General features: G+C 51.8%; 14 protein-coding genes. 5 read left to right on the top strand and 9 right to left on the bottom strand.

The genetic code is table 11. The features are described 5' to 3' along the window. The first annotated feature begins 57 nt into the window (after nucleotides 1-57). Both xrtH and EOE65_RS01585 read left to right on the top strand, forming a co-directional pair. Nucleotides 58-564 (top strand): exosortase H, encoded by a 507-nt coding sequence (gene xrtH, locus EOE65_RS01590; protein WP_127692540.1) that lies wholly within the window; start codon nucleotides 58-60, stop codon nucleotides 562-564. Next, nucleotides 561-1,172, top strand: coding sequence for an exosortase H-associated membrane protein (locus EOE65_RS01585; protein ID WP_127692539.1), 612 nt, complete (start codon nucleotides 561-563; stop codon nucleotides 1,170-1,172). The genes xrtH and EOE65_RS01585 overlap by 4 nt, the downstream gene beginning before the upstream one ends. Before the next feature lie 13 nt (nucleotides 1,173-1,185). Here the strand turns inward: EOE65_RS01585 and nikR are convergent, their stop codons facing one another. After that, nucleotides 1,186-1,644, bottom strand: a complete 459-nt coding sequence (gene nikR, locus EOE65_RS01580; protein ID WP_127692538.1) for a nickel-responsive transcriptional regulator NikR — start codon at nucleotides 1,642-1,644, stop codon at nucleotides 1,186-1,188. Nucleotides 1,645-1,899: 255 nt separating this feature from the next. Here nikR and rapA point away from each other — a divergent pair, with 255 nt between their 5' ends. Continuing rightward, nucleotides 1,900-4,764, top strand: coding sequence for an RNA polymerase-associated protein RapA (gene rapA / locus EOE65_RS01575; RefSeq protein WP_127692537.1), 2,865 nt, complete (start codon nucleotides 1,900-1,902; stop codon nucleotides 4,762-4,764). 18 nt (nucleotides 4,765-4,782) lie between these two features. Continuing rightward, on the top strand, nucleotides 4,783-5,673 hold the full coding sequence (locus EOE65_RS01570) for an EamA family transporter (protein WP_127692536.1): 891 nt from the start codon (nucleotides 4,783-4,785) through the stop codon (nucleotides 5,671-5,673). On the opposite strand, the gene EOE65_RS01565 is transcribed toward EOE65_RS01570, so the two are convergent. Beyond that, entirely contained in the window at nucleotides 5,657-6,319 is a 663-nt protein-coding gene (locus tag EOE65_RS01565; RefSeq protein WP_127692535.1) for an arginine N-succinyltransferase, read from the bottom strand. The two genes, EOE65_RS01570 and EOE65_RS01565, sit on opposite strands and share 17 nt — an antisense overlap. 5 nt (nucleotides 6,320-6,324) lie before the next feature. Next, nucleotides 6,325-6,804, bottom strand: coding sequence for a DUF1499 domain-containing protein (locus tag EOE65_RS01560; RefSeq protein WP_127692534.1), 480 nt, complete (start codon nucleotides 6,802-6,804; stop codon nucleotides 6,325-6,327). 160 nt (nucleotides 6,805-6,964) lie between these two features. Between EOE65_RS01560 and EOE65_RS01555 the strand changes: the two genes are divergently transcribed. Next, nucleotides 6,965-8,083, top strand: coding sequence for a ferredoxin--NADP reductase (locus EOE65_RS01555; RefSeq protein WP_127692533.1), 1,119 nt, complete (start codon nucleotides 6,965-6,967; stop codon nucleotides 8,081-8,083). Here the strand turns inward: EOE65_RS01555 and nadA are convergent. The 6 genes from nadA to tolA all read right to left on the bottom strand — a co-directional run bounded on the left by nadA (nucleotide 8,080) and on the right by tolA (nucleotide 13,688). After that, on the bottom strand, nucleotides 8,080-9,135 hold the full coding sequence (gene nadA / locus EOE65_RS01550; protein ID WP_127692532.1) for a quinolinate synthase NadA: 1,056 nt from the start codon (nucleotides 9,133-9,135) through the stop codon (nucleotides 8,080-8,082). The two genes, EOE65_RS01555 and nadA, sit on opposite strands and share 4 nt — an antisense overlap. A gap of 75 nt (nucleotides 9,136-9,210) precedes the next feature. After that, on the bottom strand, nucleotides 9,211-9,894 hold the full coding sequence (gene queC, locus EOE65_RS01545) for a 7-cyano-7-deazaguanine synthase QueC (RefSeq protein ID WP_127692531.1): 684 nt from the start codon (nucleotides 9,892-9,894) through the stop codon (nucleotides 9,211-9,213). Between the two features lie 19 nt (nucleotides 9,895-9,913). Continuing rightward, a complete protein-coding gene (ybgF, locus tag EOE65_RS01540) occupies nucleotides 9,914-10,768 on the bottom strand; it encodes a tol-pal system protein YbgF (protein WP_127692530.1) in 855 nt (284 codons plus the stop codon). Beyond that, complete coding sequence (pal, locus tag EOE65_RS01535; protein WP_127692529.1) at nucleotides 10,768-11,310, bottom strand: peptidoglycan-associated lipoprotein Pal; 543 nt, start codon at nucleotides 11,308-11,310, stop codon at nucleotides 10,768-10,770. The genes ybgF and pal overlap by 1 nt, the downstream gene beginning before the upstream one ends. 60 nt (nucleotides 11,311-11,370) lie before the next feature. Then, nucleotides 11,371-12,660, bottom strand: a complete 1,290-nt coding sequence (gene tolB / locus EOE65_RS01530; RefSeq protein WP_127692528.1) for a Tol-Pal system beta propeller repeat protein TolB — start codon at nucleotides 12,658-12,660, stop codon at nucleotides 11,371-11,373. Between the two features lie 5 nt (nucleotides 12,661-12,665). Next, entirely contained in the window at nucleotides 12,666-13,688 is a 1,023-nt protein-coding gene (tolA, locus tag EOE65_RS01525; RefSeq protein WP_127692527.1) for a cell envelope integrity protein TolA, read from the bottom strand. Nucleotides 13,689-13,694 lie beyond the last annotated feature (6 nt).

Below are 13,694 nucleotides of genomic sequence, written 5' to 3'. Positions count from 1 at the left end.
GCAGCACGGTATATAGTTAACGGCCACGGATACAACTAGTCATGGATCGTTATTAGTATGCTACGTTTCGCCGGCATCTTTCTTACAGTACTTTTTGTGCTGTTTGGCATTGAGATGCTTAACCCAGTACAGAAGGCCGTTGTCCAGCCTTTCACCTTTTTCCTCGCTGAAGTGAGTTCCGCCATCATTGCCCCCTTTGATGACACAGCGATCTCCTTTGGCAAAATCATCCAAAATAAGGTTAACGGCTTTGCCGTCTCGATCGAATCAGGCTGCAATGGAGTGGAGGCGATCATTATGCTCGCCGCTGCGGTAATTGCGTTTCCTGCAACCGTCAAACAGAAAGTTGCCGCAATTATCCTCGGATCATTGGCGATTCAGGTGCTCAACATCGCGCGCATCATTAGTCTCTACTATTTAGGGCAATGGAGCTTTGCAGCGTTTGAGTGGGCACATTTATACATCTGGCCTGTATTGATCATGGTGGATGTTCTTATCGTGTTCCTTGTTTGGCTGAACTACTTAAACCGCCAATCACCGCAGACAAACGAGGCTGCCGCATGAGCCAGCAACCTCTCAATCTACGCCGTTTTGTATTGCTGCTTTTTCCAATGCTAGCGATCTGCTTTGCGCTTTGGTGGTCATTGAGCGGCTGGCTAGCCTCACCCGCTCTCTCTGCAAGTGAGTGGTTACTGGCATGGTGGCTGCCAGACTCTTTCCATCTCCTGCAACAAAAAGGCGCCACTGGACTGGTTTTTAGTACGCTAGGTGAGTTCAACGGACAACTGATGAGTGCTCAAGCGGCGAAGAACTATTTAGCATTTGAGTTCAATACTCAAATTCTCTCCTTTTCTCTGCCGTTTTTCTGTGCTTTGACCTTTGCAGCTCCTGGCAACTTCTCCCTAGAGCACCTTCTTGAGGGGATCGCTGCGCTTTACGCCGTATTTGTGATCAGTGTGGCGATACTGGCATTAAAAACGCTGATGGTCGGCTTAGGCCCTCAGAATGTTGTGGAGTCACAAGGCAGTCTCTTTCTGAACATAAATACCGTCGCGCTGCTCTACCAAGTCTGCACACTAATATTACCGATATTGATACCTGTGCTTATTTGGGTGGCACAAAAGCGTCATCTGCTAGCGCCACACTTCAACCGGATCTACAACCCATCCTAGAGCTTACTGAGTATTACGTCTGAGGCCGAATATGCGTATGTTCAGCACCATGCTGGTGCGCATCCGCGGCCATATCTACCGGGATGATGTTCAACTGTCCATGCCGCACACCAGGCTGAGACGTAATGCTATTCGCGAAGGCCTGCACCTGCTCAACTACGCCTTTCAGTACCACCGTCTCAAGACAGTTATCGTGATCAAGGTGAACATGGAGCGTGGATACCGAGAGGTCATGATGCGCATGCTGAGCGAGTGTTAAGCGCCGTGCTAATTCACGCTCCTCATGGTTATAAACGTAAGTCAACGTGCCGACACAATAGCTTTCAGCGCTATGCTCGGCCCGCTCCGCTTCCAGCTTTTCACGGATAAGATCACGTATCGCTTCTGAACGGTTCGAGTATCCCTTGGCTTGTAAAAACTGTTCGAACTGAGCCACCAACGACTCATCCAACGATACTGATATTCTCTCCACAACTCCCCCTTAGATCTTGTCTGGTTTCCGGTTTTAAAATATGCCGGGCCTCTTTATTGTAACCAAGCCACTATGCCGCTGACACGGCAAGCGCTTTGAGCATCAACACCTTATCAAAGGTAATCAGGCTTTATTCAATATAAAGCCTGACGCAAAGCCGAAATTTTGCCAAATTAAGCCCCAAACCTTTAAACATTTTAGCTAAACTCCTATCATGCACGACCTTTCAGACAGGCAAGAGAAGAGAAGTCCGATTTGGCAGCTACAGAGTTCATCACCGGCCAACGCTGGATCAGTAATACCGAAGCAGAACTAGGCCTAGGTATTGTGGTAGAAAACCTCAATCGCCGCGTCACTATGCAGTTTCCTGCAGCCGACGAAGAGCGCACCTACGCAATCGATAACGCCCCCGTCAGCAGAGTTGAGTACCCCATCGGCGAGCAAGCTCGCACGAAAGATGGCGTCTCCTTTGAGATAAAAGACCGGCACGAACAGAATGGTTGCTTGATCTACTTTGGCGTTGACCAAGACGACAATGAAGTGATCGTCCCTGAGGTAGAACTCGATAGTGCGGTTCAGTTCAGCCGCCCACAAGACCGCCTCTTCGCCGGTCAAATTGACAAGTCCAGCCGATACCGCTTGCGCTTAGACACCCTCCAGCACCACCATCGCCAGCAACAGTCGCCAACATATGGACTTGCCGGTGGACGTGTTCAACTGCTGCCGCACCAATACTATATCGCTCATGAGGTCGCTAACCGCTTCGCACCTCGTGTATTGCTGGCCGATGAGGTCGGACTGGGTAAAACAATTGAAGCAGGCCTGATACTGCACCACCAATTGATCACCGGACGAGCAAAACGCGTTCTGATCGCTGTACCAGACAGCCTGATCTACCAGTGGTTGATTGAGATGATGCGCCGTTTCAATTTGCAGTTCAGCATTATGGATGAGCTACGTTGCACGGCGATGGAGCTATCCGGTACTGACAACCCGTTTGAATCAGCACAGTTAATTCTCTGCGGCCAGAACTTCATCAACGACAACGCCAGCCGTATGGAGCAGATCCTCGCCTGTGATTGGGACATGCTGATTGTTGATGAGGCCCACCACTTGGTATGGAGTGAAGAGGCACCGAGTACGCTTTACCAGACCTTTGAAGCGCTCGCACAGCAGATTCCAAGCTTGCTCCTGCTCACGGCAACCCCTGAGCAACTGGGCCTTGAAAGCCACTTCGCACGTTTACGCCTGCTCGACCCTGATCGCTACAGCTCGCTTGAGCAGTTCCGTGAAGAACAGTCGCACTATGCAGAGGTCAACCAACTCGTGCAGCAGTTGATTGCCAGCGACGGCATCAAAGCACTGCAACAAAGCACCGACCTACAGCAGCAGCTGAACGACTATCTCGGTACAACGACGGCCGCAGACCTTATCGCTCAAGTCAATCAAGGTGATAACGAGGCACTTGCAAGCTGCGTTAATCACCTGCTGGATCGCCACGGTACGGGTCGCGTGTTGTTCCGTAACACACGTGATGCTGTAAAGGGCTTCCCAACACGGATTCTGAACCCCTACCTGCTGGAGAAACCGCCTTTATTGGAGGAGCTACCAGAAGATGCGCCGCTCAGCCACCTGCTGCATCCTGAAAAAGCCCTTGGCGAAGACTGGCTAGAGCAAGATTCACGGGTCGCTTGGTTGACCGAGTGGCTTAAGCAGCACCGTCTTGAAAAAGCGCTACTCATCTGTGCCAATGCTGACACTGCTCAACAGCTAGAAGAGTATTTGCGCCTGCGCCAAGGCGTACGCAGCGCCGTTTTCCACGAAAAAATGACGCTTATCAACCGCGACCGCGCAGCCGCTTACTTCGCCGATGACGAAGACTATGCTCAGCTACTTGTGTGTTCCGAGATCGGCAGTGAGGGCCGCAACTTCCAGTTTGCCCAACACCTGATCATGTTTGATCTCCCTCTCAATCCAGACCTTCTCGAACAGCGCATTGGCCGTTTGGACCGCATCGGGCAACAGCATGATGTGCAGATCCATGTACCCTTCTACAGCGATAGCGCACAAGCCGTTTTGCTACGTTGGTTTGACGAGGGTATCAACGCATTCCGCCATACCTGCCCTGCCGGACAACAGCTGTTCGAGCAGTTCTCTGAAAGCCTTGAGATGTTGATCCGTGACGGCGCTGACGAGGCAACATTCCAAACCTTGATAAACGACTCCCGCGCCGCGGCTGATGCCATTCAACAGGAGTTGCAAGATGGCCGCGACCGCCTGCTTGAGATGAGCTCTTGCCGCTATCCAGACGCGGACCACTATGTCGCGTCCGTGGCGGAGTATGAAGACCAAGCAGACCTCAAAGCCTATATGGAGTTTGTGTTCGATCAGTTCGGTGTCGATATGCAGGAAAACGGTGAGCACTCCGTGATTTTGCAACCAACCGACCAGATGATTCAGCATCGTTTCCCTGCCCTCGCGGATGAGGGCTGCAGCGCCACCTACTCCCGTGAAGAGGCGTTAAGCCGCGAAGATTTGCAGTTCCTCTCGTGGGAACACCCCATGGTCACCGGTGCCATGGAGATGATCACCGGCAGCGAGTTTGGCAACGTTGCTGTTACAACCCTCAAACTGCCGCCGCTACAGCCAGGCACTCTGCTAGTTGAAGCAATTTTTGTGCTCTACTGTGCGGCACCGCGCCACTTGAACGTACAGCGCTACCAGCCGCAAGCAACGGTACGGGTATTGTTCGACAGTAACGGCAACGATCTATCCGCCATTGTGACCGATGCCCATCTTAATAAACTAGGCGAGCGCGTGAAGCGCCGTGTAGCGCAGAACCTTATCCGCCATGCCCGCGCTGAGATCACTCAAGTGCTTGAAAATGTTGAGCGCACCGCAGCTAAACAGCAGCAAAGCTTAATCGACAGCGCCGTAGCAAAAGCAACGGCTGAACTGGACGATGAGCTTGAGCGCCTCGAAGCGCTACGTGCGGTGAACCCTTCTATTCGCGAGGAGGAGGTCATGCAGCTGAGTACCGCCCGCGATGATATTCTCAGCCACCTGCAAGGGGCCAAGCTGCGAATGGATGCCATTCGCGTCGCGGTGATAGACAAGTAACACCAGAGGAGTGTGGGCATGAGCCAAAAGGATTGGGGGCTCGCCCTCCTCGTTGTACTTGCATGGGGCGTTAACTTTGTTGTTATTCGCTGGGGCTTAGACCAGCTACCGCCGCTATTGCTGGGCGCACTGCGCTTTAGTTTAGTGGCACTCCCCGCCGTGTTCTTCGTAAAACGCCCCAAGCTACCGCTGCGTTGGCTGATCAGCTACGCGATGACCATTAGTTTTGGCCAATTCGCGTTGCTTTTTAGTGCTATGTACGTGGGTATGCCAGCCGGACTTGCCTCACTGGTCCTGCAGGCTCAGATGTTCTTTACGATCCTCTTTGCTGGCCTATTTTTAAACGAAGCATGGCGTGCGCATCACCTGCTATCGATGCTGATCGCCGCTTGCGGGTTAGGTTTGCTTGCTTCCCAAAGTGGCGATACCGCCATGACAGTAACAGGGCTTGCGCTAACATTGAGTGCCGCGGCTTGTTGGGGCGCGGGGAACATCATTAACCGCCGTATAAGCCAGCGCTATTCGGTACCGCTACTTAGCCTTGTTGTTTGGAGTGCGCTTATCCCACCACTCCCCTTCTTAGCCATGTCATGGATGCTGGAGGGGCCAACACTGATCGCCAGCAGCATCCTGGACAGCGGGCTACAAGCATGGGGAAGCCTTTTGTACCTTGCGGCGATTGCAACGCTGTTTGGCTACAGCGCATGGGGAGGATTGCTGACCCGTTATCCTGCAGCACAAGTGGCACCACTGACGCTTTTGGTGCCCGTTATCGGCTTATTTAGCGCGTGGATAATCCTTGGAGAGACCCTTAACTTCATTCAAGGCGCGGGTATTCTGCTGATATTAGCAGGGTTAATCATCGGTGTATTTGGGGCACGGCTGACACGAGCTAAGGCTTCAACTTAACGTACAGTTCACCCTCTTGTACCGCGATCTCCTCAACCCCTTGAGCAAAACCATGCCAAAAGCCTTGTTCATGGCGGTACTCCTGAACGAGGTCTTTATTTTTTAGCTCGCCAAGCCACGCATTCGGTAATGGCACTCCCCAAAGACTCACGCCTACAATTTTGACACTAGGGGCGCCATTCTGATAACGAATATCTAGCCCCGTATGCACATGCAGTGTCTTGCCACCGAGCAGCGGAAAATCGGGATCAAGCGGGATCGCTAAGCGGGCACTGGCAAGGTGATCACTCAGATCGATAGAGAGCTTACCTGCCCACTCTGGGCTTTCGGCGATCATCCCGTTGAGCTCGCGCTCAGTAAAAGTCACTGTGCGAACGGCTCCCTTTTCAGTGTAGGGTGCGGGCTCCAGCGTAGCTCCAGCATCAGCACTAGCAGAGTAACTAATACCGATCACGCGGAACTTGTCGCTCAACACTTGCTGCTCTTGGGGTGATAGCGGCTTGGTGTCATTCGCTGACATCACCCATTTGATCAGCAAAAATGCCACAAGCGTGCCACATAGCGCGGCAAAAAAGATAATCAGAAACAGTGATCGCTTACTCGTCGCGCCCACCGGCTCACCTGTGTGGACTCTTGAATGATCCAAAGGCTTTACTGCTCCTGTAATTGTGCTGTACTTAAAATCGCAGAGCGTAACTGCTCTGCTCGTTTGCGATTTGCACCTAAATCGCTGTAACCAACACGCGATGCTGAGCGCAGATGTATCACACGGCTATCATGGTCAACCAGCAGCTCCATATCATCAACGAATCCAAATAGCTTAGAACGATAAATAGCAGCCATGTAGCCCCCCTCCATCGTCTCGATTAACCCTCCGGTATCGGTGATCGCCTTGATAAGAAGGCTTTCAACCTCATCTTGGGTTAGCGTTTGCGGATAAAACACCGGTTTAATTAGTTTATCTGTTGGTGTACCGGGATAACTACTCACACAGTTGGGCTGTGCTCCGCACGGTGCCAGTTGCCCTTCACGCAAACCTGGGGCCTTACCACCTCGCGACTGAACAGCCATCCAGCTAAAAGCAGCTAGACCCAATCCGATGAGTAACAATACAGCGATCAGTAGCTTCATTTACCACTCCCTCTCTGCTTGGCATTTTACGCCAGTATAAGTAACTCAGCATACAAACACACCCCCATTCACTCATCTTGGCAGGAGCAGAATTGCGTATATGAACTAAGCTTGCAGCAATGGACTAAACAAAGAGTAAATAGCGACTACGGAGGGTCATATGCGTTTTTTTAATATGCAAATCAGTGCGTTAGACAAGCTTACATCACATGGCCTACGCATCACGCTAAAACCACCTCGGTATCCTGAGTTTCACTACGAACCCGGGCAGTTCGTGATTATCGAGACAAAGATCAAGGGCGAGGTATACCAACGAGCCTATTCACTCAGTAGCTCCCCCATTACCGATCGAGCACTACAGCTTATGGTTAAGCGCATCCCTGGCGGGGTCGTCTCCAATCACCTTCACAAACATATGAAAGTAGGTGAATACCTGCGCATCAGTGAACCTTGCGGCCTATTTGGGCAACCGTTAAAGCGCGATCCCGATAAAATATTCTGTTACGCCGCAGGCAGTGGCATAACCCCTCTGTGGTCTCTTATTAAAACGGTGTTGGTAAATCAACCCTGCTGTGAGGTCTACCTGCTATACGGCAATCGACGCGAGCAGGACATCATCTTCCAACACGAAATCGCACTGTATGAAAGAACCTATCGCGAGCGCTTTAAGGTAAAACACACGTTATCCCAGCCCGATAGCAAGAGCTGGTTCCAGATATTCTCGACGCAACCACCATGGCAAGGCGCTCGTGGTCGCATCACACATCAGGCCATATCTAACTGGATCACACCCGATGCAGCGGCTAGCGAGCACTTTATCTGTGGCCCCGATGGGATGATCAACACCACCGAGCGAGCGCTACACAGTGCTGGCGTCAGCGGTGATAAAATTCATATCGAAAGGTTTGGCTCCACATGGAGTAGCGCTGGCAGCGACCAACCCGTGAGCCTGATTATTGAAACGGCTGACCAAAAACAGACGCTCACAGCCCGAGGCAACCAAACGCTGCTTGATGCGCTATCACAGCATGGTATTTCAATACCCCACTCATGCCGCTCTGGGAGCTGCGGAGCTTGTATCGCACAAGTGACAGAAGGCGTCGTGACGATGAACCATCATGACGCGCTGAGTAAAGCGGAGATCGATGCAGGCTTAGTGTTAACTTGCCAAGCGCGCGCGCAAAGCCCATCAATAAGTCTTCGGGTCGCGCGGCAGGCAAGCAGCGAGCAGAAAGGCACTCAAGACATGCCTAAGCAGAAGAGCTTTAAACCCAATTAAGCCTTAGCAAGCGATGCAGAAAAATCCAGCATACGCTGCAACGGGCGGCGAGCATCTTCGATTAGGGCTTCATCAACCAGTACTTCACCTTCACCCGTTTCAAGTGCTGAGATGATGTTATCTAAGCCATTCATAGCCATCCAAGGGCAGTGAGCACAGCTACGGCACGTCGCGCCACTGCCGCCAGTTGGCGCTTCGATAAACTGTTTACCTGGTGCGGCTTGCTGCATTTTGTAGAAAATACCGCGATCTGTTGCCACGATCAGTTGTTCATTCGGTAGGTCGCTAGCTGCCTGAATAAGCTGCGTTGTGGAACCTACAGCATCAGCGATCTCGACTACAGAGTCTGGAGACTCAGGGTGCACCAGCACCGCAGCATCTGGGTAGACCTTCTTGAGATCTAAGATACCTTTGGCTTTGAACTCCTCGTGCACGATGCAAGCACCATCCCACATCAGCATCTCAATACCGGTTTGCTTTTGCACGTAACCGCCAAGATGCTTATCAGGCGCCCAGATAATTTTCTTACCTTGCTCTTCAAGATGCTCAGCAACCTTTAAAGCAATGCTGGACGTGACCACCCAATCAGCACGCGCTTTGACAGCGGCGGATGTATTGGCATAGACAACGACTTCGTGATCTGGATGAGCATCACAAAATGCAGAGAACTCTTCGATAGGGCAGCCAATATCGAGCGAACAGGTCGCTTCTAATGTCGGCATCAAGATGCGCTTTTCTGGGCTAAGAATCTTAGCGGTCTCACCCATAAAACGAACCCCAGCAACCACCAATGTTTGCTCTGGGCGTGTTGTGCCAAACCGGGCCATCTCCAGTGAGTCAGAGATACAGCCGCCTGTTTCTTCCGCAATCTCTTGAACAATCGCATCGGTGTAATAGTGCGCGACCAAGCAGGCATCTTTCTCTTTGAGAAGCTGTTTGATGCGTGCTTTGTACTGCTCAACCTGCTCTTGAGTCATCTCGCCTGGGAGGTGCTCTTTAGCAAAGTGTTCTTGCACGAGGATACGATCATTAATGTCTTGCTGGCTCAACATAACTCTGGACTTACGTAGTTCGAGGAAAGATAAGATTATACCATGACGCTCCAGCGGAGATCATGGTATTTGTGGCTAGGCGAAATAGCGAGTTGGATCAGGGACGCCGGCGTCTTCAAAGCCTTTAGCGCGCAATCGGCAGCTATCACATACACGGCATGCTTCGCCATTATCGTTAGCTTGATAACAAGAGACTGTATCCGCGTAATTAAGACCGAGGCGCTGCCCTTCACGGATAATATCCGACTTCGTCAAGCGCATCAGGGGCGTGTGAATCGCTACGCCTTGGCCTTCAACCCCTGCACGTGTGGCAAGGTTCGCCATCTTCTCGAACGCATCAATAAACTCAGGACGGCAGTCAGGGTAACCCGAATAGTCAACGGCATTCACACCGATGAAAATCGCACTGGCTTCTAACACTTCAGCCCAACCGAGCGCTAGGGACAAAAACACAGTGTTGCGCGCCGGAACGTAGGTAACGGGAATACCCTCTTCTTCCTGCTCAGGAACATCGATATCGTGATCGGTGAGTGCCGACCCTCCGAAGTCCTCCAAGTGTAAGCGTACAGTTCTATGCTCGCTTACACCGAGTTGTTCAACAACTTTACGCGCTGCATTTAGCTCAGTTAGTGAGCGTTGGCCGTAATCAAAGCTCAACACATAACAATCAAAGCCTTGGTCCTTTGCAATAGCCAAGGCGGTTGCCGAATCAAGGCCACCAGATAATAAAACGACAGCCTTAGGTGACGGCTTATTCATATAACACGATTTCCTAAAATTATTGACTCAATGCACTTTCGGCGAGTCGTGCAGCAGAGGTATCAGGATACATTTCTACGACCTTCGCCATATAGGCCGTGTATTTTTCTAGATTTCCCTGCTGTTTGTAAAGGATTCCGAGTTTATACATTGCATCGGGCGCTTTGCGAGAGTCGCCGAACTGTTCAACAACCTGCGTGAAAGCTTGTTCCGATGGCGCATGTTTACCCTGCGCTAGGTAGATCTCACCTAACCAATAGTGCGCATTGGGCAGACGCGGGCTGTCAGCATACGTGCTCAAGAACGACTCAAACTGCTGCGCAGCTTCGTTGAACTTACGCTCACGCACTAGCGCAAAGGCATCTTGATAAGCTTGTTTATCCGTTATCTGTGCAGCTTCGTTAGCCTCGCTCGCTTGGGGCTGCGAAGACGTAGGCGGCGTCGGCACTTCTGCTGCAACCGGTGCTGGCTGTTCAGTCTCAGGGGTTTGCAAAGGTGCTTGTACAGTATCATCAGATTCTGTTGGCGCTGCTGGCGCAAGCGTATCTAACTCGGCCTGCTGCTGTTTCATCTGTTCTTGTACAAGCAAACTGATACGCCGATCTAAATCGCGGTACCGTGTTTTTTGCTTGGCTTCCATTCGCTCCAGCTGATATTGCTGCGACTCCACTTGCCCTCGTAAACGGCGCACTTCATCTTGGAGCTGCTGAATCGTCCATAGAAGCTCGCTATTTTGCGAAGGAGCCCTGCCTTGAACAGCACTACCGTTACCCGTATTAACCTGAATAACAGGTACGTCCTGTGCAAATGCAGCCGCGGCGGGCAAGCCCACCGCTACGCAAACACAAGAGATTTTCTTTGCAATTGTTTTCATTAGCGTGAGGTATATTTGAGTTCAACGCGACGGTTTTGGCCCAAGGAGCCCTCATCGGAGCCCAACATAGCCGGCTTTTCTTCACCATAGCTGATCGTTTCAACGCGAGACATATCAACACCGTTAATCGCTAGAAAACGCTCTACAGCTTTCGCACGACGCTCACCCAGTGCCATATTGTACTCACGCGTGCCACGCTCATCAGCGTGACCTTCCAAGCGCACGACAGCCGCAGGGTTGGTCGCCAGATACTGCGCATGTGCTTCAAGATCAGCAAGACTATCGCTGCGGACACTGAACTGATCGAAGTCAAAGTAGAACACTGTCTGTAGGTTTGCCACATCGACAGAACCACCAATTCCCGAACCAGAAATGCCGCCGCCAGTGTTAGCTCCCGTGCTGTTCGCACCGCCCGCCCCTGCTCCTGCGCCGCTACCAGTGGCATCAGTTACGTCCGGCGTTGTGCTAGGTGAGCTACAACCTGCTAGCCAAGCGACAGCGCAGGCTAGAGAAACCGCTTTTACAGTATTCGTTACGCGCATAAAAACTCCTGAATCCTTTGGTTTTGATATCTATTATTATATTAATTAATTACTTAAACACTATTGCAAGTAAGGCGACCAAGCAGGCTCTCGCACATCGCCAGAGCTACTTGGCATCGTGAAGCGTACATTGCCGTCCAATGATACGCCCGCCAATACGCCGCGACCGCCTTTCTTCGTCGCGTACAAGATAATACTGCCGTTCGGCGCGATCGTTGGCGACTCATCAAGGCGGCTATTGGTCAAAATATCAAGGCGACCATCTTTCAAGTCTTGGACAGCGATATGGAAACCCTCACTGTCTTGGTGAACCATCGTTAAGAAGCGTCCATCTTGAGTCATTCGACCACGGCTGTTAGAAACACCTTCAAACGTGAGGCGCTTTAAGTCACGCGACTGCAAATTCAGCGAGTAGATTTGCGGCCTTCCACCGCGGTCTGATGTAAAGACAAGTGACTGGCCATCAGGCGACCATGTTGGCTCTGTATCGATACCGTAGTGACGCGTCACACGGTCCAACTGCCCAGTAGCCAACGTCAATACATAGATCTCGGGGTTACCATCTTTTGACAAAACAACGGCAAGCTTATCGCCACTAGGTGACCATGCCGGAGCACCGTTCAGCCCCTTAAATGATTGAATTCGCTGACGCTGCCCGGTTGCAAGGTGTTGAATATAGATGGATGGGCGACCACTCTCGAATGATACATAAGCAAGCTTAGAGGCATCTCGCGACCACGATGGCGACAAGATTGGCTCTTTCGACTCTAAAATAGTACGCGGACGCGCACCGTCAGAGTCCGCCATCTGTAGGCGATAGCGGAAGCTTCCAGCACCCAGCGAGTCAGCCGTGACATAAACAATTCGCGTTGAAAATGCGCCCTTGATACCCGTCAGCTCTTCAAAAATCTGATCGGCCAAATAATGCGCCACATCACGCATATTTGCAGGCGTTCCGTTAACAACCTGCCCCCAGACGCGGCGCTCTTGCAGCACGTCAAACAGCTCAGCAGTCACACGAACTTGCCCGTCAGGCTGAGGCTCTAAACGCCCAATCACGAGGTAGTCGTTGCCGGAAATACGCCAATCACGGTAGAAGACCTGATCCTGACGGTAGGGATTGCTCAGCATATTTGCCCGCGGCATGGTTTTAAAAAAGCCGCTTCGCCCTAGATCATTGGAGATAATCTGCGCAACATCTTCGATCTCCGAGCCACCGTTCCACTCAAAAGGAACCACCGCAACCGGCGTCGGCTCAGTAACCCCTTGCGTGACCTCGACAACCAGTTCAGCTCTGGCAACGATTGCCACCAGCAGAAGCCAAGCGCCTAAAACAACTCTACTTACCATGACTCTTACCACCTTGCATCTTCTGGACGAAACTCAATCTTAATTCGTCGCAGCTCCCTTTCAAAAAAGATCGGATCAACTTCCGCTATCTTCGGGAAGCGTCCCACATTAACCACAGCCTGACGCGCTGACTTATCGAAGCTCGCGTCGCCGCTGCTGGAGACCACTGTAACATTGTCAACCTCACCGGAGGGAAACAAGTGTACTTGTAGCACCGTTTTCATACCCTTTCGCGCACTCGGAGGCCGACGCCACTTGCGCTGCAATAACCCTTGCATATAAGCCACAATCGATGCACGCATCTCGGCCGCTTGTTTCGCCGCAGCCTCAGCACGGCGTTTAGCTGCGGCTTTACGCTCAGCTTCGGCTTTTGCCGCGGCTTCTTGCGCCAAGCGCTGCTTCTCGGCGGCGGCTTTTTCAGCTTCGGCCTTACGCTTGGCCTCTTCAGCTTTGCGCTTTTTCTCAGCCGCTTGTTTGCGCTTACGCTCTTCCTCAGCCTTGCGCTTTTTTTCAGCGTCGGCTTTACGCTTTGCAGCTTCTGCGGCTTTGCGTTTATCTTCTTCTGCTTTACGCTTTTTCTCAGCCTCTGCCTTCGCCTTTAGCTCAGCCTTGCGCTTATCTTCTGCTGCTTTTTTTCGCTTAGCTTCTGCCTCAGCTTTACGCTTCTCCTCTTGCTGCTGACGCACCTTTTCTTGTTCGCGTTTTTGCTCTGCCTCGCGTTCACGTTGCGCTTGCTGTTCCGCCTCTTTCTGCGCAGCTAAGCGCTCGGCCTCCTGGCGCTGCTTTTCCGCCTGTAAACGCTGCTCTTCGGCTCTCTTTTTCTCTGCAGCTTCGCGCTTAGCAGCTTCTTCAGCTTGTAGCTTCTCAGCCTTCTTATTTGTGATCGCATCAAGGTCGATCATTTCCGCTTTGATATGGCGCGGCACCTTTTTGTACGGGTCCTCTTGCTGAAACCAGTGTGGAATCAGCAGTAAAACGAGCGCGCCATGTAGCAAGGTTGCCAGCAGAATAGGTACAAAATAACTCACGCAGCC

The sequence above is a fragment of the Neptunomonas marina genome, assembly GCF_004005935.1.
Classification (GTDB): Bacteria; Pseudomonadota; Gammaproteobacteria; order Pseudomonadales; family Balneatricaceae; genus Neptunomonas; species Neptunomonas marina.
The sequence above is the reverse complement of the archived record's forward strand: the minus strand, read 5'-3'. Positions and strand labels throughout refer to the sequence as shown.